The sequence below is a fragment of the Marinobacter sp. L-80 genome (assembly GCF_056859395.1).
Window position 1 is genome coordinate 114,863 of sequence record NZ_JBSXOI010000049.1, and the last position, 20,454, is coordinate 135,316.

Here is a 20,454-nt window from a genome sequence, read left to right on the forward strand (position 1 = left end):
CTGCTCACCGGCCCGTCTGCTAAGGTGGGCCAATCGCTGACACACGGAATGGACACAACAACAGGCGGGCAGAGTGTATGAAATGGCTGATGGTGGGTTTGCTGGTTGTCTTCCTGCTGCTTGGCAGTTTCCTGCTGACTCCCTCGCCCGTCGACAGCAAAGCCTGGAACCCCCCATCGCCGCCTCCGCTGACCGGTGAGGTTGCGCCAAATGAGCGCCTGAGGCTTGCGGACCTGATCGCCAGGGGCCAGGTATACGGCCCCGAGGATACAGCCGTGAGCGAGGATGGTGTGCTTTATACCGGCACCCAGGATGGCTTCATCGTGCGGGTGTTCCCGGATGGCCGGGTTGAAAACTGGTTGTCCACCGATGGTCGGCCCCTGGGCGTGGTGTTTGACAGCCAGGGCAATCTCATCGTTGCAGATTCCTGGCGGGGGCTGCTGTCTATCAGTCCTGAGGGCGAGATCACCGTACTGGCCCGCGAGGCGGAGGGAACGCTGTTCCGCTTCACCGATGACGTCGACATTGCCGATGACGGGCGCATTTATTTCACCGACGCCAGCTCCAAGTTCCATCAGCCGGAATACATGCTGGATCTTCTGGAAATGCGTCCCCATGGCCGCCTGCTCCGCTACTCTCCAAAAACCGGCAAGGCCGAGGTTCTCCTGGCCAACCTGCATTTTGCCAATGGTGTTGCGGTATCTCCGGAGGGCGACTATGTGCTGGTTAACGAAACCTGGAAATACCGCATCCTCCGATACTGGATTCACGGGCCCAAAGCCGGCCAGGCGGAAGTCTTTGCCGACAATCTGCCCGGTTTTCCCGATAACCTCGCGGTGGATGATCAGGGGCGCTACTGGGTGGCGTTTCCTACCCTCAGAGATTCGAGGATGGACGCCATGCACCCCCGGCCCTGGCTCAAGGATCTGGTGGCTAAACTCCCGAGCAGCCTGAAACCTGCGCCACAAGAATATGGTCTTGTGATCGCGTTCGACCGGGACGGTGAGGTTATTACCAGTCTCCACGACACTCGGGGGACCCATTTGCAGGAAATCACCTCAGTGAATCCTCACGATGGCAACCTGTACTTTGGTTCACTTCACAATGATCGTATTGGTCGGCTACCGTTGCAGGCCATTCCGGGTCTGGGGGACAGCAACTGATGCTGCAACACGATATTGACTGGGATCTGCCGGCGCCTTTCACGATCGAAATAGCGGTGCGGCCCGAGGATACCGATCGGCTTGGGCACGCCAACAACGTTGTTTACGTACGGTGGCTGGAAGACGTCAGTTGGGCCCACATAGAAAGCCTGGGTATGACCTGGGAATTGCACGAGAAAACCGGCAAGGCGATGGCCATTACCCGAACGGAAATCGATTACCTGGCCTCGGCGAACGCCGGCGATCAACTGGTTCTTGGGACCTGGCTCACCGATTACGATGGTCGGTTCCGGTCTGCACGGCAGTTCCAGCTCGTTCGTCCCTCGGATGGCAGAACCCTGGTCAGGGCCGTTTCCACTCACGCCTGTGTTGATCTGAAAAGCCAGCGGCCTGCCCGTGCGCCCAAAGAGTTCGCCGAGATTCTCGGTTCCGCTGTGGTAGCCGGAGGCAAAGGGCTGTAGGTCACCCGAGGTCTTTTGTGCTTTACTTCAGCTAATCTTGTTCAAAGCCAATCCCGTTTAACCTGTTGTCCGGAGATCTTCATGGAAAATACTGCCGATCAGAACGCTGAAGCCACGATGCGCCATGTGATCTACGATCGCTTTGGTGAGCGTGACGTCCTGCAAGTGGTCTCGGCCGATGTGCCAGTCCCCGGAGACGATCAGGTGCTCGTCAGGGTGCACGGTGCCGGGCTCAATCCGATCGACTGGAAAACCCGGAAGGGGCTTGGTTTCGCGGCGCGGCAGATCGAGAATTCGTTGCCGTGGACGCCCGGTTACGATGTCGCCGGAGAGGTTGTCGGAGTAGGTGCCAACGTGACCACCCTGGCGCCCGGTGACCGGGTCATGGGCATGGTCGGATTCCCGGCCGGCGGTGGCGGTTATGCGCAGTATGCCCTGGCCGCGGCCGATGAACTGGCCATCGTGCCGGAAGAACTGGACCTGGTGTCTGCAGGTGCCTTGCCCCTGGCGGCACTGACCGCATGGCAGGCTCTGTTCGAGATGGCGAAACTTGAGTCGGGGCAGAAAATCCTGATCCACGCCGGCGCCGGTGGCGTGGGGCATTTTGCGGTGCAGTTTGCATTGGAGCGCGGTGCCCATGTCATTGCAACGGCCTCGGCCGGTAACCGGGATTTCCTGGCGGAACTCGGGGTCCACGAGGTGATTGACTACCGCAACACGGATATCGCCGAAGAGTGCTATGGTCTGGACGTGGTACTGGACCTTGTTGGCGGTGATACCGGCAAACGCTCCCTGCACACGCTCGGCGAACATGGAGTCCTCGTGACCATCCCGACGGTTACCGCCGACGAAATCATCAGTGCTGCCGAGGAAATGGGTTTACGCGCCCATGGCATGACTGTGCGTCCCGACGTGTTTCACCTGGATGAGATTGCCGAGCTGATTGAGGACGGCGACGTCAAGGTGCACATCGAAAAGGCGTTCGCGCTGGACGATGTCGCGCAGGCCCACGAACTGCTGGAAGGCGGGCACGTGCGCGGCAAGCTGGTGCTAGATTGTCGATGAGGGTTCCTGATCGGCCGGTTGATCCTGGCTGGCCGATGGTTCTCCTCCCTCTTTCTCCTTGCGCTCCTTGCGGGCCTGGGGCGGTACCAGGCTGATCAGGATCCAGTCGTTTTCCGGTTTCAGGTCTTTCATGCTGCAAACCGGGGCGACGTGTTCCTTGCTGTCGAACGTGAACAGCACCAGGGCCTGGTTCTGGTATTTGTTCAGGAACTCCTCGTAACCGAATTCCTCACTCAACTGGGTGGTCTTTACGGTGTAGCCCTGGCTCACCAGACTGGCCAGCTTGGCGTAGCTGACGCCATCGAACAGGCCCCGGGTCATCTGTATTTTTTCAGCCGTCTGATGCCGGGCCTTCTGGTCCTGATCACCTTCGGCCAGGCTGAACACGCACTTGTTTCCGAACCAGTCCAGGAAGTGGTACGTGGCCAGTGAGTTCATGTGCTTGTACGGGGAGATCACCAGCAGCTTACCGATGCCTGTCAGGTCCAGATGGGTCGATGCATGCTCGGAAACCGGGTTGCCGAAGTACACCTGCAGGTTCTCCATGCGGGCCTGACGGACGTTTTCCCAGTTGGTGTCCGCCAGGGTCACGGGCACCTCATACTTTTTCAGGGCCATGCCAATCATACGGGCCACCGGATTGGCGCCCAGGATCAGGAAGCCGTATTCCGCTGGTTCCGCGACCTTCAATAGGCGGGCAACCGGCCGTGCGGTGAGGCTCTGCAGAGTAACGGTGGCGATAATCAGCATAAACACCAGGGGTACCAGGGCGCCGGCACTCTCATAACCCAACTTCTGCAGCTGGAAAGCGAACAGCGCTGACACCGCGGCCGCGACGATGCCCCGGGGGGCGATCCAGCTCAGAAATAGCTTTTCCCGCAAGTTCAGGTTGGTGCCGATGGCCGACAGGAAAATACTCAGGGGGCGGGCTACCAGCATCAGCAGGGCCAGCACAGCCACCAGGCCCCAACCCAATTCGGCAATCGCCGCAAACTCAACCCGCGCCGCCAGAATAATGAACAGGGCCGAAATCAGGAGAACACTCAGGGATTCCTTGAACTCCAGAATGCTCTCTATAGGCACCTGCTTCATGTTGGCCATCCAGATGCCCATGATGGTCACGGTCAGCAGGCCAGACTCATGGGCCAGTTCGTTCGAAATGGCATAGACGCCGAGCATGAAAGTGAGTGTGCCAGCGTTATGCAGGTACTGCGGAATCCAGTGCTTGCGCAATACGATGCCGTTGAGATACCCGGCCACGGCACCGATCACAAAACCCACAGCCAGGGTTTTTCCAAAGATATACAACGAGTGGCCAAACACGTTGCCCTGGCCCCAGGAGACAATCCCCTCGAATACCAGAACCGCCAGCAGAGCGCCAACGGGGTCAATGATGATGCCTTCCCAGCGCAGTATGTTGGCCAGTTTCGAATCGGGTCGCACGGAGCGCAGCAGCGGCGCGATAACCGTCGGGCCGGTGACAATCGAGATGGCGCCAAACAGCAGGGCGACTGCCCAGGAGACATCCAGAAGCCAGCGGGCAGCCAGGGTGCCGATGATGCAGGTGACGATAGAACCGACCGGAATGAGGTTGCGGACCATTTTGCCATGGCCCCGTATCTCCTCGTAGCGCAGGGTCAGGCTGCCCTCAAACAGGATGATGGCAACGGCCAGGGAAATAACCGGAAACAGCAGATCGCCGAACACCACTTCCGGTGCCAGAAAACCCAGAACAGGCCCGGCGGCAATGCCACCCGCCAACAGGAAAAGGATGGCGGGCATACGCACGCGCCAGGCAAGCCACTGGCAGAACAATGATAAAACGCCAATGCTGGCAAGAAGCAGGACAGTGCTGACTGGCATAATGGTTTCAGTTCCGTTGATCTATTGGTTGGCGCGCCGGGCAATCCGGTTCAGGAGTCGGGAAGCCGCAAATAAACCGAAGCTGGCGGTCACCGGGCTGGCGGCGCCAAAGCCGGAGGCGCAATCCAGGCGCACCGGACCGTCGGTGGCCGGTTTCTGCAGGCACACTTCCCCGTCTCCGGCAGGATACGTCAGCTGCTCGAGGGAGTATACGGCCTCAATGCCAAAGCGCCGCTTTGGATTCCGGGAAAAGCCATATTCCCGCCGCAGAAGGTTTCGAACCTTGGCCAGCAGTGGGTCCTGGGTTGTTTTGCTGAGGTCTGCCACCTGGATCTGAGTGGGGTCGATCTGTCCGCCTGCGCCGCCGGCACAGACCAGAGGAATTTTCCGGCGCTGGCAGTGGGCAATCAGGGCGGCCTTGGCTTTGACGCTGTCGATGGCGTCGATCACCCCGGTCATGTCTTCGGTGATCAGCTCGCTGACGTTCTTCGTGGTCAGGAATCCGAAATGCACCCGAATGTCGGCTTCCGGGTTGATCGCCCGCAACCGGTCTGCCATGGCGTCGGTTTTGGTACGGCCGTACTGGCCTTCCAGGGCGTGGAGCTGGCGGTTGGTGTTGGACACACAGACATCGTCCATGTCGATCAGGGTGATGGTACCAACGCCACTTCGGGCCAGGGCTTCAGCGGCCCAGGACCCGACCCCGCCAAGACCGACCACAGCAATATTGGCGTGACGAAAGGCTTCCAGGGCCCGGCGCCCGTAGAGTCGTTCGATGCCACCAAAGCGGAAAGCGTAATCGTCGGCGTTCATGGTGTCCCCGTGCAGGTCCGGTCGCAGACCGGACAGAATCAAAGATCGCAATTGTAACCCAGTGACCGCACAGACAAAAAAGGACCATAAAAAAAGCCACGCAGGGCGTGGCTTTCAAAGTGCCCAGTCCGACGGGGAGCTGGGCGGGACTAGTTCAGAGACACTAATCAACGTGATCATTATCAATGGCCAGTGCATTCACCTGAAGGTCACAAGCTGTCATTGATCGGTCATTTCCGGCCAGGCCTTGGGAGCACTGGCCGGATAGCGGATCACGCGGCCCAGTGGTCGTCCGAGAACGCCATCAGGCTGTCCTTGCCACTCTGAATGTCACCCAGCAGCCAGTCGACTTCCGGAAGCAGCCTTTCAAAGTAGAAGCGGGCAGAGACAACCTTGCTCTCGAGCAGGGGCTTGTTGCCTTCGCCGGCGGCAAGCTGTTCGTTGGCAACGTTTGCCATCCTGGACCAGAGGTAACCGATGACCGTCAGCGCCATCAGGCGCAGATACGGTGTCGCGGCGGCGCCCGCCTGCTCCGGATCTTTCGGTGCGTTGCTGGCCAGCCACATGGTGGCTGTCTCAAGCGCCTTCATGGCGTTTTTCAGCTCTTCACGGTGCGGCGCTTCCGGATTGTCCTTCAGATATCTGCTCAGGGTGCCAAAGAGGGTGCGCACCAGCTGGCCGCCTTTCAGACTCAGCTTGCGGCCCACGAGGTCCATGGCCTGAATGCCGTTGGTGCCCTCGTAGATCCTGGCGATCCGGCCGTCACGAACCAGCTGCTCCAGCGGCCAGTCGGTGGTGAAGCCCGAGCCACCCAGTACCTGCAGCCCGGTGTTGGCGTTGTTGAAGCCTTCGTCTGTCAGGAACGACTTCACCACCGGGGTAAGCAGTTGAACCAGATCGTCCGCGGATTCCCGAACGGTCTCGTCTGGATGGGCGACAGAGAGATCCAGTTGGTGGCCAGCAAACAGGGCCAGAGCACGCATGCCCTCGTTCAGAACTTTCTGGCGCATCAGCATTCGGCGTACATCCGGATGCACGATGATCGGGTCTGCGGGACCATCGGGGTTCTTCGGGCCGCTCAGTGAACGGCTCTGCAGGCGCTCACGGGCAAAGCCGAGGCTTTCCTGGTAGGCCATTTCGGCCAGGCCCAGGCCCTGCATACCAACCATCAGGCGCGCCTCGTTCATCATGGTGAACATGGCACGCATACCATCGTTCGGCTCGCCGACAAGCCAGCCTTTGGCGCCCTCGAAGTTCATGACGCAGGTTGCAGAACCCTTGATGCCCATTTTGTGCTCAAGGCCGCCACAGAAGGCCGGGTTTCGCTCCCCGGATTCCGGCAGGAACTTGGGTACCACGAACAGGGAAATGCCCTTGGTGGTATCCGGCGCGCCGGGCAGCTTGGCCAGAACCAGATGCACGATGTTGTCCACCAGATCGTGCTCTCCACCGGTGATCCAGATCTTGGTGCCTTCGAGGGCGTAGCTGCCGTCGTCGTTCGGTGTTGCGCGGGTGCGAATCAGGCCCAGGTCGGTGCCGCACTGGGGCTCGGTCAGGCACATGGTGCCGGTCCACTCACCGGAAATCAGCTTTTCCAGGTAGGTCTTTTTCAGTTCGTCGGAGCCGTGGGCATGCAGGGCGCTAATGGCGCCGTGAGTCAGGCCGGGGTACATGCCCAGAGACAGGTTGGTGGAGCAGACCATTTCATCCACCACAAACTTCAGGGTGTGTGGCAGGCCCTGGCCGCCGTATTCAAGGGGTGCGTCCAGCGCGGTCCAGCCGCCCTCGACAAACTTCTTGTAGGCGTCCTTGAAACACTCGGGTGTTTTCACAGAGTGGGTTTCAGGATCGTAGGTGCAGCCCTCGCGGTCGCCGGCCTGGTTGGTGGGCTGGATAACCTCGGCAGCCAGTTTGCCAGCCTCATCGATGACCGCGGAAATCAGATCCGGGGTGGCATCGGCGTATTTTTCCAGCTCATGCAGCCGGTCTGCGCCCAATACATCAAACAACAGAAAGCGAAGGTCATTCGCCGGAGCCTGGTATTGCATGGATACTCTCCTAGGTGCGCCGTTTTAACGGGAGCGCTGCAGCATTCGGCAGCGACCCGAAGATAATTTGAACACTGGTTTCATACGCCCGTTTTAATGCGCTGGTTCACCGTTTTGGCAGTCTGGACGATAGAATTTTCGTATGTCCTCCTGAACCAAGGAGGTATCAAATGAAACAAGTGTTGATAGCCGGGGTTTCCGGCGCAATCGGTGGCGCTTTGGCAAGCCGGTTGCTTGAGCGTGATTCCCAAACCAGGGTGATCGGGTTGTGCCGTGATCCGGAGAATGCGCCGGACGCTTTGCGCAGCCATCAGCGCATCACTTTGCTGCCCTGGGATGCCGAAAGCAGTGCCGCGCCCGGTGCGATTGCCGAGGCACTGGAATCGCTGCTAAACAGGGAGGATGGGATTGATAGCTTTATTTATGCCGCGGGGCTGCTTCACGGGCCGGATATGTTCCCGGAGAAGCGCCTTGAAGACCTCGATCCGCAGAGTATGGCGCGTGCGTTTGCTGTCAACGCAACCGGTTTCGGATTGCTGACCCAGGCGCTATTGCCATGGCTGCGACATCGGGCATTCAAACGGGTGGTGGCTATTTCCGCCAAGGTTGGCTCGATAACCGACAACGGGTTTGGCGGCTGGTATGCCTATCGTAGTTCAAAAGCGGCGCTGAATATGCTCGTTCGCAACCTGTCCATTGAGTTGCCGCGCCGGTGCAAGCCGCTAGCCTGCGTATCCCTGCATCCTGGCACGACCGAATCGGCGTTGAGCGAACCGTTCAGCCAATCTCTCGCCAAGCTTAACGTGCATACTCCAGAGGAGACGGCTACCAACCTTCTGGAGGTGCTCGATGGACTGGGGGAAGACGATAACGGAAAGTTTCTGAGCTGGGATGGTACAGAGCTGCCCTGGTAGTTCGGGCAACCCTGGTGTCGGCTACAAAAAAGGGGCGATTTCCATCGCCCCTTTTTCGTGTCCGTCATTCGGCGGAAGGTTACCGAATAAAGGGATTGAGCATCCGGGTAAAGGTGCCCGTGAGCTTCACCGGAGCACTCAACACGGAGAGTGTTATACAGTCCTCGCAACCAACCGCTACGGGCTTGTGTTCGTCCTCATCGTTCAGGACCACGAAATCCCACTGGTTAAACACCCCTTTCTGGTCTGCAAACGCACCCTGAAGGACGATGGTCGTTTCCTCGCCGCGATGCGTGTGGGCAGGCGCTTTGCCGCCGGCAGCGAGTTTCTGGAGTACAACCTGTTCTTTCTGACCGGGGAACCGGTCGGTGATGTCCAGGACGCTCACATCACCCAGCTGGCGCTTCCACGGCAAGCTGTTGAGATCTTCGCCCAGTAGCTTCTGCAGGGCGCTGACCCTCGGGGCAGCCGCTGCTGCCGGCTCAGCTGCCGGCTCGCTGTCGATCTTTGAAAGAATGCTGTCGAACATGCTTTCAGAGACAGTCACCTTTGGCTGCTGCTCCATCATCACAGCCCCAAGGCTATCAAGCGTGTCCACACGGCTGCGGCAGTGGGAACACTTGTCCAGGTGGAGCTTGATGCACAGGGCATGGGGCTCGCTCAGGTTACCTGCGCTGTACTCCATCAGGCTCAGGCTGTCGGGATGGTGCCGTGTCATACGTTCTGGTCCTGCAAAATCACTTTCAGTTTATTCAATGCCAGGCGAACCCGGCTTTTCACGGTGCCAAGAGGAATGTCCAACTCGTCCGCAACCATCTGGTGCGACTTGTTTTCCATGTACACTTTGGCAATGACCGTAATCTGTTCTTCCGGCAGATGACTCAGGGATTCCCTGATTCGCCGTTCGGACATGAGACGGTGCAAAGAAGTGACCGGCTCGTTTTCGTTCTCACCCGGAATCTGCCAAAGGTCTTCTGTCTCGACCGGCATTTCAGCACTGGTACGCTGCATCTTTCTCAGCATATCGATTCGCTGGTTCCGGGCGATGGTGAAAATCCAGGTTGATGCCGCCGCCTTGCGCCAGTCGTAGAGGCATGAGCGTCTCCAGATCGACACGAATACTTCCTGCACGAGCTCTTCCGCATGACTCGCCAGACCGTTCGCCATGGCGTAGTACTTGATTTGCGGGCCAAAATGCTCGAACAGCGCGTGGTACGCCTCGCGATCCTGGTGCTTGCCCACTTTCTGCAGCATCTGGCTCCACGGGTCCTTTCGGCCCTCGGAACTGGCTGGCTTCTGATCCAGTGTGGTCACCGGACGCTCCTTGACAGTCGCATGATTTGAGCTTGTTCTGGTCATCATTCTATGCACTCGTCCCGGTTTTGTCAGTCGCAAGATTTACGGAGTGGTTTACGCGTTGGATCTGCCGGTCCGAAAAAAATGCAAAAAAGCTGGCGCCAGAGACGGTTGCCGGTCGTCTCGCCGGTAATTGCCGGAACAGCCCGAGCGGTCTAGTCTGAGCAATAAACCGAGACCGGAAGAAAACCATCCCCATGAATGCACCCGGCATTTCCGGAAATTTGCCCGTTATCCGGGCGCACTATGCGGATATCCTCTGCCAGTTGGCGGAGGATCGGGGCCTGCAGCGTGGGCGGTTGCTGTCGGCCGCCGGAATCCGTCCGTCCATGCTTGGACACCCGGACAACTTCATCACGGTTGATCAGTTCAGCGCCCTGTGTCGGGAAAGCCTGGCGCAAAGCGGTGATCCTGCCCTGGGGCTGGAGTTCGGCAAACGACTGAAGTTTACCACCCACGGTTCCCTCGCCCAGGCTGCCATCAGTTGCGACACCCTGGAGCAGGCGCTCACCGTGTTGATCAAGTATTTCCAGATCCGTTTTGTTTACATGAGGCTGTCTTTTTTCGTGGAGGATCGTGAGGCGGTCATCCAGCTGGATCTGGCCCACGGAATCGAGGAGCTATACCGTTTCAATGTTGACGTGGTGATGGCGTCGTTGATGGATGTAAACCTTTTACTGTTCGGTCAACGACTCCTGGACGGCGGCCGCTGCCTCTTAGACTTTCCGGAGCCCGGAGATGTCTCAGCCTATCGGCAGCTGTTTGGCAGTCAGATCTCGTTTGGCAGCGGTGTGAACCAGTTAAGGTTCAGGCGGGTGTTTCTGGACTCGCCCATGTCCCTGTCGAATCCGGTGACACGCCGGATTGCCGAGGCCCAGTGCGAAGAGGAAATGCGATTTATCGAAGGAGCAACATCGGTAGCCGACAGGGTGATGCGCCTGCTTGAGACGGGACGGAGTCAACGCTTGCCGGCTCTGGAAGACGTGGCCGAGCACCTGCAAATATCCACGAGGACACTACGCAGGCAGCTGGCAGCGGAAGGGGTCCGTTTCCAGCAGTTGCAGGATTCCCTGCGCCACCGCCGAGCGTTGGAGCTGCTGCGGCGCAATGAGCTGACCATCGACGAGATTGCCGACGCCCTCGGCTACAGCGACCCTTCCAACTTTGGCCGGGCCTTCCGAAAATGGGAAGGCCTCTCGCCCAGCGCCTGGCGTCGGACGCACCAGAAACCCTGACTCTGGCTATTCTTCCAGGTAGGTGTAGCCATCAAGACCGGCGGCCAGCTCCGCCAGCAGCGCTGACTGGGTCTCCGGCGCCAGGGTGGAGGCGGCGAACTTGCGTCGGTAGGCCTCCACCAGGGCATCCGGTTCAAAGTTCACATAGCGCAACACCTTGGCTACGGTATCGCCGGTGATGGGGTCGCTGATCTCGTAGCCACCTTCTGCCGTCAAGCGGACATCCACGGAATGAGTGTCGCCGAACAGGTTGTGCATGTCCCCCAGAATTTCCTGATAGGCACCGGTCATGAAAAAACCCATCAGCAGCGGTTCGCCGGTCTTTTCTTCAGGTAGAGGCAGGGTGGTCTCGGTGCCCTGGCCATCCACGTAACGATCGATTCGTCCGTCCGAATCGCAGGTGATGTCCTGGATGACGGCGCGGCGGTTCAGCGGCCGGTCCAGGCCGTTGATCGGCATCACCGGGAAGATCTGGTCGATGCCCCAGACATCCGGCAGTGACTGGAACAGGGAGAAATTCACAAACAGCTTCTCGGCCAGTTTCTCATTGAGCTCGTCGATGATTTCCCGGTGGGCCCGGTTGCTGCTGTCCAACTGATTGCGAAGCAGGCGGCAACAGCGGGTGTACAGCGTCTCCGCATCTGCCCGTTCCTGCAGAGAGAGCACGCCGTGGGCAAACTGCGCATGGACGTCGGCCATGGCATGCAGGACGTCGTGGTAGATCTCGGCCAATGAACGCGGCGTGTTGGTATCCTGCAGGCTGTCGAGATCGCGCCAGAGGTCGTGCAGTGGCGCGGAGGCGTTATCGTCTGGTTGTTCCGGCGTCCGGTTTTCCGGTGCTTCGCGGTCGATCACGTTGGTTACCAGCACCGAATGGTGGGCGGTCAGGGCCCGGCCGGATTCGCTGATCAGGTCCGGGTGGGGAATGCCGTGGCGATCACACTCCGCCTGCAGAACATGCACCACGTTATAGGCGTATTCGTAAACGCTGTAGTTCATGGAGCAGCTGCTGCGGGAGCGGGTGCCCTCGTAGTCCACACCCAGGCCGCCGCCGATATCCACCGTGCCCACCGGAGCGCCCATCTGGCGCAGTTCACTGTAGAAGCGGGCACATTCCCGGAGACCGGTCTGGATGTCACGGATGTTGGCAATCTGGGAGCCAAGATGGAAGTGCAAAAGTTGCAGGGTGTCCAGGGCACCCGCCTCGCGCAGGGTGTCGACGACATCCAGGACCTGGCTGGCAGACAGTCCGAATTTCGACTTTTCACCACCTGTGTTCTGCCAGTTGCCCTTGCCGATGGTTGCCAGACGCGCCCGCACGCCGATCAGGGGCGAAACGCCCAGGCTTTTTGCCTCCTCCAGGATAAGTGGCAGTTCGGATTTTTTCTCCACCACGATGAACACCCGGTGACCCAGGGTCTGGCCGATCAGGGCCAGGCGGATGTACTCCCGGTCTTTGTAGCCGTTGCAGACGATCACCGATCCCGGTTGCTGTGACATCGCCAGCACCGCCATCAATTCCGGCTTGCTGCCTGCTTCGAGGCCTATCTGCCCTTTAGAGGCAGCGGGCTCGGCGGCCAGCAGTTCCTCGACCACGCGGCGTTGCTGGTTGACCTTGATCGGGTAGACCGCTGTGTAACGGCCCTGGTAGGCATGTTCTTCTGCGACCTTGTTGAAGGCATTGCACAGTTTGTTGACGCGGTCGTGGAGGATATCAACGAAGCGCACCAGCACCGGCAACTGAATCCCGGAGTCGGTCAGTGTTCGGGTCAGCTCCGGCAGGTTGATCCGTGCCGGGCTCTGGCCCCGATCCGGACGAATCAGTACCTGTCCCTGGTCGTTGACACCTATGTAGCCATCGCTCCAGTGGGCAATGTTGTAAACCTTGTGGGCCGGGGTGGCGCTGGCTTCGCTCATGCTTGCTATCCTGTCAGGAAACACTGGCCGGCAGGGAATTGTTCGGCAGCCGGCTTCTGGCCGACATTGTATGGATTCCCGCCACGGGCTAAAAGAACCGGGCAGGGAAAATATCTGGCCGGTTGCCGCGATTATCGCTTTAGCTCACGGTAAGGCGTCCCTACAATACGCCCTTTTAACACAGCCCATGGCCCACATCGGGAGGCAAGACATGACAGCACTCAATGACGGCTGGTTTACCGAGGTATTCCAGGATCAGGGGACAGCGTTCTCCCTTCAGGTGAAAAAGAAGCTCCACGAGGAGCAGACACCGTTCCAGAAACTGGAGATCTACGAGACCGAGACCTTCGGCAACCTGATGGTTCTGGACGGCTGCGTGATGCTGACCACCCGCGATAACTTCCTGTACCACGAAATGATGACCCATCCGGCCCTGTTCACCCACCGGGACCCCAAAAAGGTGGTGATTGTCGGCGGCGGTGACTGTGGCACCCTGAAAGAGGTGCTCAAGCATCCGGGCGTTGAGGAAGCCTGGCAGGTGGAAATCGACGAGCGGGTAACCCGCATGTCGGAAAAATATTTTCCGGAGCTTTGCGAAGCGAACAGTGACCCGCGCGCCAATTTCTTCTTCGGAGATGGTATCCAGTGGATGCGGGACATTGAGCCGAACAGTGTCGACCTCATTATTATCGACAGCACCGATCCTGTCGGCCCGGCCGAAGGCCTGTTTGCCCTGGATTTTTACCGGGATGCCATGTTGGCGCTTCGAGAAGGCGGCATTATTGTCCAGCAGAGCGAATCACCGCTGCTGCACACCGACAGCATCATCAAGGGCATTCACGAGGACATGCGTAAGGCCGGATTCGAGCATGTGCAGACCATGCCATTCCCGCAACCGGTCTACCCCACCGGCTGGTGGAGCTGCACCATGGCCAGCAAGGAAAACCCGATCAAATACTTCCGCGAGGAAGATGCCAACAACCGGCCGTTCGTGACCCGATACTATAATTCCGGGGTTCATCACGGTGCCCTGGCGATGCCCCAGTTCATGGTGGATGCACTGGAAGATGAGGTCCGTCCGGAAGAAGGTTAAGGGGAAAGCGGGCAGACAAAGCAGACAAAAAAAGGGCGCCAGATGGCGCCCTTTTTCGTTGCTCGTGTCAACGATTACTGCTTGCCGCTGACAAACTCCGGATAGGCTTCCATGCCGCACTCGGACAGATCCACACCTTCGTACTCGTCTTCCTCGGAAACCCTGATGCCCATGACGGCTTTCAGGATGCCCCAGACGATCAGGCTGGTGACGAACACCCAGATGAAGATGGTGAGCATGCCGACCAGCTGACCCATGAAGGTAGCGTCTGCGTCGGACAGGAGAACCGCGAAGATACCCCAGATACCCACCACGCCGTGGACAGAGATGGCACCGACCGGGTCGTCAATGCGCAGCTTGTCCATGGTTACGATGGAGAAGACAACCAGGGTGCCGCCAATGGCGCCGATGATGGTGGCCAGCAGGGGAGAAGGATCCGCCGGCTCTGCAGTGATGGCAACCAGGCCAGCCAGGGCACCGTTCAGGGCCATGGTCAGGTCCGCTTTGCCGAACATCAGGCGTGCCACGATCAGGGCGGCAATCAGGCCACCGGCTGCAGCTGCGTTGGTGTTCAGGAACACGTTGGCAACTTCGTTGGCGACACCGATGCCACCCAGCTTCAGGGTGGAGCCGCCGTTAAAGCCGAACCAGCCCATCCAGAGGATGAAGGTACCAAGCGTTGCCAGGGGCAGGTTGGCGCCCGGGAAGGCACGGATTTCGCCTTTGGCGCCGTACTTGCCTTTACGGGCACCGAGGAGAAGAACGCCTGCCAGGGCCGCTGCTGCGCCTGCCATGTGAACGATACCGGAACCGGCGTAGTCGCTGTAGCTCAGCTCGTACATGCCGAATACCGCGTCGCCGTTCCAGGTCCAGGAACCCTGCATCGGGTAGATGAAGCCACACATAACGATGGCGAAAGCCAGGAAGGCCCAGAGCTTCATGCGCTCAGCCACGGCACCGGAAACGATGGACATGGCGGTTGCAACGAAAACAACCTGGAAGAAGAAGTCAGAAGCGCCACTGTATTCGCCCATGTCGCCGAAGCCGGCTTCAGTGGAGGCTGCAATAACGCCCGCGATCGCTGCGTCGTCCATCTCGGCAACGGTTGTTACACCGCTCAGGAAGATACCGCCGTCGTACATGATGTCGTAGCCGACAATCAGGTACATGGTACAGGCGACCGCAAACAGGGCCACGTTCTTGGTCAGGATTTCAGTGGTGTTCTTGGCACGCACCAGGCCGGCTTCCAGCATGGCAAAGCCAGCGGCCATCCACATGACCAGGGCACCGCAAATCAGGAAGTAAAAGGTATCCAGCGCATACTGGAGTTCAAAAATGTGATTAAGATTGCTTTCCATATGAAGCCCTCCGCACGAGGCTTTTCAGGTTATAAATTTTTTTGCGTTGGCTGATCGAAAAATCAGAGCTGGTTCAGACCGCTTCTTCGCCGGTTTCGCCAGTCCGGATCCGGATGGCTTGAGCCAGTTCAGTCACGAAGATCTTGCCGTCACCGATCTTGCCGGTGTTGGCCGCCTTGGTGATGGACTCGATAACTTGGTCCAGAAGGTTGTCGCCGATAGCAACTTCCACCTTCACCTTGGGCAGGAAATCCACCACGTATTCCGCGCCACGATAGAGTTCTGTGTGGCCTTTTTGCCGACCGAAGCCTTTGACTTCAGTGACGGTTACGCCTTGAACGCCAATCTCGGATAATGCCTCACGGACATCGTCCAATTTGAAAGGCTTGATGATCGCTGTCACAAGTTTCATTGCTTTCTCCTTGGTAAAGCCGTCTCAACAGTGAGGGCCCGTCGGCCGGTTGTTGAGCTCGGGATGCTGCCACCTCGCACACCAATCGTGCGGATTGCGTACGAGAGCTTTAGCATCGGGTATGCCAACGCAAAAAAATATATTTAAAACAACAGGCTACGATATCCGCGTACCAGAATGGCGCAAAGTTGTGCACCAAAATGAAGCGGGTAGCCGGCCAGTGAGCCAAATTGGAGCGGGCTGCCTGACCGTTCGACCGCTATTATAGGGCCGACCGCCTACAGTATGGCAGGGGCTGCGGTGTGATACACTCCTGCAAACCGGTAACAGGCCCTCTCTTTTAGTCGAAGCCGGATATTTCAGAAATGTGTGAGGTGATGTGTGAAAGGTCCACAGGATATTTTTGCTCAGCTGCAGGGCCAGTTTGGCCAGTTTGTACCGGACATGGCCCGCGCTGCACGGGAAGATTTTGAAACCCAGGCCCGGGCCACCGTGATGTCCGTCCTGTCCCGCCTGGAGTTGGTAACGAGGGAAGAGTTCGACGCCCAGCAGGCGGTCCTGCTGAAGACCCGTGAAAAGGTGGACGCACTCGAGAAGCGGGTAGCCGAACTGGAAAATTCCCTGCCAAAACAGTAAACCACGGACACGCCCGGCAGGACGCCGGGCAAGCAGTTCCGGTCATTACCATGGAAGGTTGTCATGCTTGCTATCGTTCATTCCCGCGCCACCATTGGCGTGTCGGCGCCCGCCGTTACCGTTGAAGTCCATCTCTCAGGCGGCTTGCCTGCGCTCTCGATTGTGGGGCTGCCGGAAACCGGTGTAAGGGAGAGCAAAGAGCGTGTTCGCAGTGCCCTTCTGAACGCCGGGTTCGAGTTCCCCGCCCGGAGAATCACCATTAATCTTGCCCCTGCCGACTTGCCCAAAGAGGGTGGTCGCTTTGATCTGCCTATTGCCCTGGGCATTCTGGCGGCCTCGGGCCAGATTCCGGCCGAGAGCCTTTCGGACTGCGAATTTCTCGGCGAATTGTCCCTTGATGGTGCATTGAGGCCGCTTAAAGGCGTGCTGCCGGCGGTATTAGCCGCCCGGCAGGAGCAACGAAACCTGCTGGTTCCCCAGGGCAATGCCGAGGAGGCGGCCCTGGCCAGCCAGGGTGACGTTCTGGCTTCCGGCCACCTGCTGGCCGTGTGCGAGCACCTGAGTGGCCGCGCCCGCCTGGTGCCGGTGCCCAGGTCCTCGCTGGAACAGGCGCCGGGCAGCAACAGGGAAGTGCCGGACCTGTCGGATGTCCGTGGTCAGCGAGTTCCCCGCCGTGCACTGGAAGTGGCTGCGGCAGGCAGCCACAATCTGCTGTTCTTCGGCCCACCGGGAACCGGCAAGAGTATGCTGGCCAGTCGTTTGCCCGGCATTCTTCCGGGGCTGGATGATGGCTCCGCCATGGAAGTCGCCAGCGTGCATTCGGTGGCCGGGCTGCCGATTCGGGCCGGGGGCTGGCGCCAGCCGCCTTTCCGGGCGCCCCATCATACCGCTTCAGCGGTGGCCCTGGTGGGCGGCGGCAGCAGCCCCAGGCCCGGAGAAATCTCACTGGCTCACCGGGGCGTACTGTTTCTCGACGAGTTGCCAGAGTTTGAACGCCGGGTGCTGGAGGTCCTGCGTGAGCCGATGGAAACCGGCGAAATCTCGATCAGCCGGGCAGCACGGCAGGTGAATTTTCCGGCGCGATTTCAGGTCGTGGCTGCAATGAATCCCTGCCCCTGTGGCTACAGTGGTCATCCCACCATCGAGTGTCAGTGTACGCCGCAACAGGTTACCCGTTACCGGTCGAAAATTTCCGGCCCCCTTCTGGACAGGTTTGATCTGCATGTGGAGGTGCCTGTGCAGGGTGGCGACGTATTGATGCAGTCGGGCGGGGATGGCGAAACCAGCGCCACCGTCCGGGAGCGTGTCCTGATTGCCAGAGCCCGGCAATCAGAGCGGGGTTGCCTGAATGCGGCCTTGTCCGGGCGTGCGTTGCAGGCTGCGTGCCGGCTGGATCGCCAGGGCGAGCAGTTGCTCACCGGTGCCATGGAAAAGCTGGGGCTTTCGGCCCGTGCACTGCACCGCATATTGCGAGTTGCCCGAACGCTTGCCGATCTTGAAGGCAGCGAGGAGCTACGACAGAGCCATCTGGTTGAGGCTCTGGGTTACCGGCAGCTGGACCGACAGCAGGGCCGCAACTCGGTGGTCTCCGCCTGAGCGACAACACTCTGGTAAACTGTTGGCAAATCCCGTTAACCATGACCCGCTGCCTGCGGTTAAGGATTGCAGATGACAGACCATAAAGAACCGCAAGATCCCAAAGAGGCCGCCGATTCGCCGGTCACCACCCGTCGCGGTGTGCGCAGCTTTGTTTTGCGCCAGGGCCGGATGACGGAAGGCCAGAAAAAGGCGTTCGAGCGGAGCTGGCCGAAGTACGGGCTGACCCGTGAGGACGGAATGATTGATCCCAGGGAAGTGTTCGGCCGCGACAACATGCTGAACCTGGAAATCGGTTTTGGTATGGGGCGGTCCCTGGCCGACATGGCTGAGGCCGCTCCCGAACAGGATTTTATCGGGGTTGAAGTTCATCAGCCCGGTGTTGGCGCGTTGCTCAAGGAGATCGAGGACCGTGGCCTGGAAAACGTCCGGATTTACAGTATTGATGCCAACGATGTGATTGACCTCTGCCTTCCGGATGCGTGCCTGGATCGCGTGATGGTGTTCTTCCCCGATCCCTGGCACAAGAAAAAGCATCACAAGCGCCGGCTGATCCAGCACGAGTTTGTCCAGCGGGTTCGTCACAAGTTGAGGGTAGGCGGCATTCTGCACCTGGCGACCGACTGGGAGAATTATGCCGAGCATATGCTCGAGGTGATGAGCGAGTCCGAGGGCTTTGCCAACACCCAGGAGACCGGTGGCTATTCACCGCGCCCTGACGACCGTCCAATTACCAAGTTTGAGAAGCGGGGCGAAACCCTCGGTCACGGTGTCTGGGACCTGTTGTTCTATCGCACCAATTAAGAGGCGTTGATCGGGGGTCAGTGATGCGCGAGCGGGTGGCGCCGTGACGCCCGGATGATGACCAGCCCGGCGATGCCGAGCGTGAGCGCCGTGAATTTGATGAGTGCGCACAGGGTTGCAGACAGGCTCACTTCATCGGTGGGCGGATTGAAATTATTCAGTAACAGGATGTTCTCTGCGCCATCGCTCAGGCCGGCCGTTGCGAACAGGGCCCGTACCCAACGGGCACCCACCCGCTCGCGAATGCCGGGGCGATCACGGGTAAAGTGCCGGGTAAGATGAATCAGGGCCAGCATGTAGGCAGGAATGAACAGGAAGTCCAGCCACAGCGAAACCTTCGCCCAGGCAACCCCTTCGCTTCCCCAGCTGCGAAAAATGGCGTGGGCCTGATCGGCAGTCCCGGCCAGCTGATAGCTCACGATACCCTGGGGTGCTGATGCCGTCTGCAGAGGCTGGTTGACCATAAGCAGAGCGAACAGCAGCACGGCAGCCACGACCAGGCTGGCTTTCAGGCTTTTGGGAAATGCTGCCACTCCGTGTGCAGGGTCCATTACAGAAAACGCTCCAACAGGCTGTTAAGGTATCTCTGGCCCAGGTCGGTTGCCTGGAGTCGATCGCTTACCAGCAGCTTTTCATTCCGCAGTTGTTCAAGTTTTACTCCAACTGTTGTCAGGGGTAAACCCGTTCGTTCAGAAAAAAGGCTTTCATCCACTCCTTCTTTCAGTCTGAGGGCGTTCATCAGGAATTCCAGCGGCAGATCGTCCACGGCAATCGCATCAGAACCGGCCGTTCGGCTGCCGATCCGGTTCAGGTAAGCGTCCGGCTGCCGGGTCTTCCAGTATCGCCTGATACCCCCGTCCACCAGGCTGATCTTGCCGTGGGCCCCAGCCCCGAGGGCCAGGTAGTCCCCGAACGTCCAGTAGTTCAGATTGTGACGGGAGGCCCTTCCCTGGAGGCTCCAGGCCGAGACTTCGTAATCCTCGTAGCCGTGTTGGTGCAGGTAATCGGAACCCCGGCGATAGATGTCCCAGAGATGATCGTCGTCGGGCAGTTCTGGCGGACGGCTGTAAAACTCGGTATTGGGCTCGAGGGTCAGCTGGTACCAGGAGAGATGCGGTGGTTTGTAGTCCAGGGCAGTCTGGATGTCCTCAAGTGCCTGCCCGGGCGTCTGGCCCGGCAGACCGTGCATCAGATCGATATTGAAGTTATCGAACCCGGCACGGCGAGCGGCGCGTATGGCCCGGTGGGCGGCATCGGCATCGTGAATGCGCCCCAGCGTTTTGAGATGGTCGGGATTGAAACTCTGGACCCCGATGGACAGACGGTTGATGCCCGCTGCCCGGAACGCGTCGAACCGGCCGGCTTCGAGCGTGCCGGGGTTGGCTTCCAGGGTAATTTCGGCATTTGTGGCGAAGGCAAGGCGTGCCCGCAGTTCCCTGAACAGGCGATCGTAGAAGTCGCCGCTCATCAGGGACGGAGTGCCGCCTCCGATGAACACGGTCTCTATTGGTCGATCGGTGGCAAAGGCCAGGTCCTGGTCGAGATCTTCGAGCAGAGCCTGCAGATAGGCGGATTCCGGGATTGTCCCGGTGAAAGCGTGGGAGTTGAAGTCACAGTAGGGGCACTTCCGCACGCACCAGGGTACGTGAATATAGAGGCTCAACGGCGGCCTGACCGCCGTTGGCTGCTGATCGTCCCCGGGGCTGGTATTACTCAACTG

At 59.3% G+C, this 20,454-nt stretch carries 19 protein-coding genes; 9 read left to right on the forward strand and 10 right to left on the reverse strand.

Annotation, left to right across the window (positions count from 1 at the left end; genetic code table 11):
* Nucleotides 1-77: 77 nt before the first annotated feature.
* From AC13E3_RS05530 to AC13E3_RS05540, 3 genes are all read left to right on the forward strand, one after another.
* Nucleotides 78-1,163 (forward strand): SMP-30/gluconolactonase/LRE family protein, encoded by a 1,086-nt coding sequence (locus AC13E3_RS05530; RefSeq protein WP_008173243.1) that lies wholly within the window; start codon nucleotides 78-80, stop codon nucleotides 1,161-1,163.
* The gene (locus AC13E3_RS05535) at nucleotides 1,163-1,624 is read left to right on the forward strand and encodes an acyl-CoA thioesterase (RefSeq protein WP_288367059.1); all 462 of its coding nucleotides are present in this window, start codon (nucleotides 1,163-1,165) and stop codon (nucleotides 1,622-1,624) included. Before AC13E3_RS05530 ends, AC13E3_RS05535 begins: the two co-directional genes overlap by 1 nt.
* A gap of 81 nt (nucleotides 1,625-1,705) precedes the next feature.
* Nucleotides 1,706-2,689 (forward strand): NADP-dependent oxidoreductase, encoded by a 984-nt coding sequence (locus AC13E3_RS05540; protein ID WP_008173247.1) that lies wholly within the window; start codon nucleotides 1,706-1,708, stop codon nucleotides 2,687-2,689.
* Here AC13E3_RS05540 and AC13E3_RS05545 read toward each other — a convergent pair.
* The 3 genes from AC13E3_RS05545 to AC13E3_RS05555 form a co-directional block, all read right to left on the reverse strand.
* A complete protein-coding gene (locus AC13E3_RS05545) occupies nucleotides 2,675-4,552 on the reverse strand; it encodes a cation:proton antiporter (RefSeq protein ID WP_053114176.1) in 1,878 nt (625 codons plus the stop codon). The two genes, AC13E3_RS05540 and AC13E3_RS05545, sit on opposite strands and share 15 nt — an antisense overlap.
* A gap of 21 nt (nucleotides 4,553-4,573) precedes the next feature.
* Nucleotides 4,574-5,365: a tRNA cyclic N6-threonylcarbamoyladenosine(37) synthase TcdA gene (gene tcdA, locus AC13E3_RS05550; protein ID WP_169702126.1), complete on the reverse strand. Its 792-nt coding sequence runs from the start codon at nucleotides 5,363-5,365 to the stop codon at nucleotides 4,574-4,576.
* A 272-nt stretch (nucleotides 5,366-5,637) separates the two neighbouring features.
* Nucleotides 5,638-7,413, reverse strand: coding sequence for an acyl-CoA dehydrogenase C-terminal domain-containing protein (locus AC13E3_RS05555; protein WP_288367061.1), 1,776 nt, complete (start codon nucleotides 7,411-7,413; stop codon nucleotides 5,638-5,640).
* A 170-nt stretch (nucleotides 7,414-7,583) separates the two neighbouring features.
* Between AC13E3_RS05555 and AC13E3_RS05560 the strand changes: the two genes are divergently transcribed.
* A complete protein-coding gene (locus AC13E3_RS05560) occupies nucleotides 7,584-8,327 on the forward strand; it encodes an SDR family oxidoreductase (RefSeq protein ID WP_008173254.1) in 744 nt (247 codons plus the stop codon).
* Nucleotides 8,328-8,406: 79 nt separating this feature from the next.
* On the opposite strand, the gene AC13E3_RS05565 is transcribed toward AC13E3_RS05560, so the two are convergent.
* Nucleotides 8,407-9,045 (reverse strand): ChrR family anti-sigma-E factor, encoded by a 639-nt coding sequence (locus tag AC13E3_RS05565; RefSeq protein ID WP_053114198.1) that lies wholly within the window; start codon nucleotides 9,043-9,045, stop codon nucleotides 8,407-8,409.
* On the reverse strand, nucleotides 9,042-9,641 hold the full coding sequence (locus AC13E3_RS05570; RefSeq protein WP_053114200.1) for a sigma-70 family RNA polymerase sigma factor: 600 nt from the start codon (nucleotides 9,639-9,641) through the stop codon (nucleotides 9,042-9,044). Before AC13E3_RS05570 ends, AC13E3_RS05565 begins: the two co-directional genes overlap by 4 nt.
* A 239-nt stretch (nucleotides 9,642-9,880) precedes the next feature.
* Between AC13E3_RS05570 and AC13E3_RS05575 the strand changes: the two genes are divergently transcribed.
* Nucleotides 9,881-10,918: an AraC family transcriptional regulator gene (locus tag AC13E3_RS05575; protein ID WP_053114202.1), complete on the forward strand. Its 1,038-nt coding sequence runs from the start codon at nucleotides 9,881-9,883 to the stop codon at nucleotides 10,916-10,918.
* Between the two features lie 6 nt (nucleotides 10,919-10,924).
* On the opposite strand, the gene speA is transcribed toward AC13E3_RS05575, so the two are convergent.
* Nucleotides 10,925-12,835, reverse strand: a complete 1,911-nt coding sequence (gene speA / locus AC13E3_RS05580) for a biosynthetic arginine decarboxylase (protein WP_053114204.1) — start codon at nucleotides 12,833-12,835, stop codon at nucleotides 10,925-10,927.
* Between the two features lie 211 nt (nucleotides 12,836-13,046).
* On the opposite strand from speA, the gene speE reads away from it, so the two are divergent.
* Entirely contained in the window at nucleotides 13,047-13,928 is an 882-nt protein-coding gene (gene speE, locus AC13E3_RS05585; protein WP_008173265.1) for a polyamine aminopropyltransferase, read from the forward strand.
* A 74-nt stretch (nucleotides 13,929-14,002) separates the two neighbouring features.
* Here the strand turns inward: speE and AC13E3_RS05590 are convergent, their stop codons facing one another.
* Nucleotides 14,003-15,286, reverse strand: a complete 1,284-nt coding sequence (locus AC13E3_RS05590) for an ammonium transporter (protein ID WP_008173267.1) — start codon at nucleotides 15,284-15,286, stop codon at nucleotides 14,003-14,005.
* A gap of 73 nt (nucleotides 15,287-15,359) precedes the next feature.
* Nucleotides 15,360-15,698 carry a P-II family nitrogen regulator gene (gene glnK, locus AC13E3_RS05595; RefSeq protein WP_008173268.1) on the reverse strand — a complete coding sequence of 113 codons (339 nt, stop codon included), beginning with the start codon at nucleotides 15,696-15,698 and terminating at the stop codon, nucleotides 15,360-15,362.
* 381 nt (nucleotides 15,699-16,079) lie between these two features.
* On the opposite strand from glnK, the gene AC13E3_RS05600 reads away from it, so the two are divergent.
* From AC13E3_RS05600 to trmB, 3 genes are all read left to right on the forward strand, one after another.
* A complete protein-coding gene (locus tag AC13E3_RS05600) occupies nucleotides 16,080-16,334 on the forward strand; it encodes an accessory factor UbiK family protein (RefSeq protein WP_008173270.1) in 255 nt (84 codons plus the stop codon).
* A 63-nt stretch (nucleotides 16,335-16,397) separates the two neighbouring features.
* Nucleotides 16,398-17,930: a YifB family Mg chelatase-like AAA ATPase gene (locus tag AC13E3_RS05605; RefSeq protein ID WP_273018330.1), complete on the forward strand. Its 1,533-nt coding sequence runs from the start codon at nucleotides 16,398-16,400 to the stop codon at nucleotides 17,928-17,930.
* A gap of 72 nt (nucleotides 17,931-18,002) precedes the next feature.
* Nucleotides 18,003-18,734, forward strand: coding sequence for a tRNA (guanosine(46)-N7)-methyltransferase TrmB (gene trmB, locus AC13E3_RS05610; RefSeq protein WP_008174166.1), 732 nt, complete (start codon nucleotides 18,003-18,005; stop codon nucleotides 18,732-18,734).
* A gap of 17 nt (nucleotides 18,735-18,751) precedes the next feature.
* Here the strand turns inward: trmB and AC13E3_RS05615 are convergent, their stop codons facing one another.
* Entirely contained in the window at nucleotides 18,752-19,285 is a 534-nt protein-coding gene (locus AC13E3_RS05615; protein ID WP_482901800.1) for a hypothetical protein, read from the reverse strand.
* Nucleotides 19,285-20,451, reverse strand: coding sequence for a radical SAM family heme chaperone HemW (gene hemW, locus AC13E3_RS05620; protein WP_482901801.1), 1,167 nt, complete (start codon nucleotides 20,449-20,451; stop codon nucleotides 19,285-19,287). Before hemW ends, AC13E3_RS05615 begins: the two co-directional genes overlap by 1 nt.
* Nucleotides 20,452-20,454: the final 3 nt, after the last annotated feature.

Excerpts from the sequence above, each read along its gene's own strand:
- AC13E3_RS05530 (WP_008173243.1), top strand. The coding sequence starts at position 78 with ATGAAATGGCTGATGGTGGGTTTGCTGGTTGTCTTCCTGCTGCTTGGC.
- AC13E3_RS05535 (WP_288367059.1), top strand. The coding sequence starts at position 1,163 with ATGCTGCAACACGATATTGACTGGGATCTGCCGGCGCCTTTCACGATC.
- AC13E3_RS05540 (WP_008173247.1), top strand. The coding sequence starts at position 1,706 with ATGGAAAATACTGCCGATCAGAACGCTGAAGCCACGATGCGCCATGTG.
- AC13E3_RS05545 (WP_053114176.1), bottom strand. The coding sequence starts at position 4,552 with ATGCCAGTCAGCACTGTCCTGCTTCTTGCCAGCATTGGCGTTTTATCA.
- tcdA (WP_169702126.1), bottom strand. The coding sequence starts at position 5,365 with ATGAACGCCGACGATTACGCTTTCCGCTTTGGTGGCATCGAACGACTC.
- AC13E3_RS05555 (WP_288367061.1), bottom strand. The coding sequence starts at position 7,413 with ATGCAATACCAGGCTCCGGCGAATGACCTTCGCTTTCTGTTGTTTGAT.
- AC13E3_RS05560 (WP_008173254.1), top strand. The coding sequence starts at position 7,584 with ATGAAACAAGTGTTGATAGCCGGGGTTTCCGGCGCAATCGGTGGCGCT.
- AC13E3_RS05565 (WP_053114198.1), bottom strand. The coding sequence starts at position 9,045 with ATGACACGGCACCATCCCGACAGCCTGAGCCTGATGGAGTACAGCGCA.
- AC13E3_RS05575 (WP_053114202.1), top strand. The coding sequence starts at position 9,881 with ATGAATGCACCCGGCATTTCCGGAAATTTGCCCGTTATCCGGGCGCAC.
- speA (WP_053114204.1), bottom strand. The coding sequence starts at position 12,835 with ATGAGCGAAGCCAGCGCCACCCCGGCCCACAAGGTTTACAACATTGCC.
- speE (WP_008173265.1), top strand. The coding sequence starts at position 13,047 with ATGACAGCACTCAATGACGGCTGGTTTACCGAGGTATTCCAGGATCAG.
- AC13E3_RS05590 (WP_008173267.1), bottom strand. The coding sequence starts at position 15,286 with ATGGAAAGCAATCTTAATCACATTTTTGAACTCCAGTATGCGCTGGAT.
- glnK (WP_008173268.1), bottom strand. The coding sequence starts at position 15,698 with ATGAAACTTGTGACAGCGATCATCAAGCCTTTCAAATTGGACGATGTC.
- AC13E3_RS05605 (WP_273018330.1), top strand. The coding sequence starts at position 16,398 with ATGCTTGCTATCGTTCATTCCCGCGCCACCATTGGCGTGTCGGCGCCC.
- trmB (WP_008174166.1), top strand. The coding sequence starts at position 18,003 with ATGACAGACCATAAAGAACCGCAAGATCCCAAAGAGGCCGCCGATTCG.
- AC13E3_RS05615 (WP_482901800.1), bottom strand. The coding sequence starts at position 19,285 with ATGGACCCTGCACACGGAGTGGCAGCATTTCCCAAAAGCCTGAAAGCC.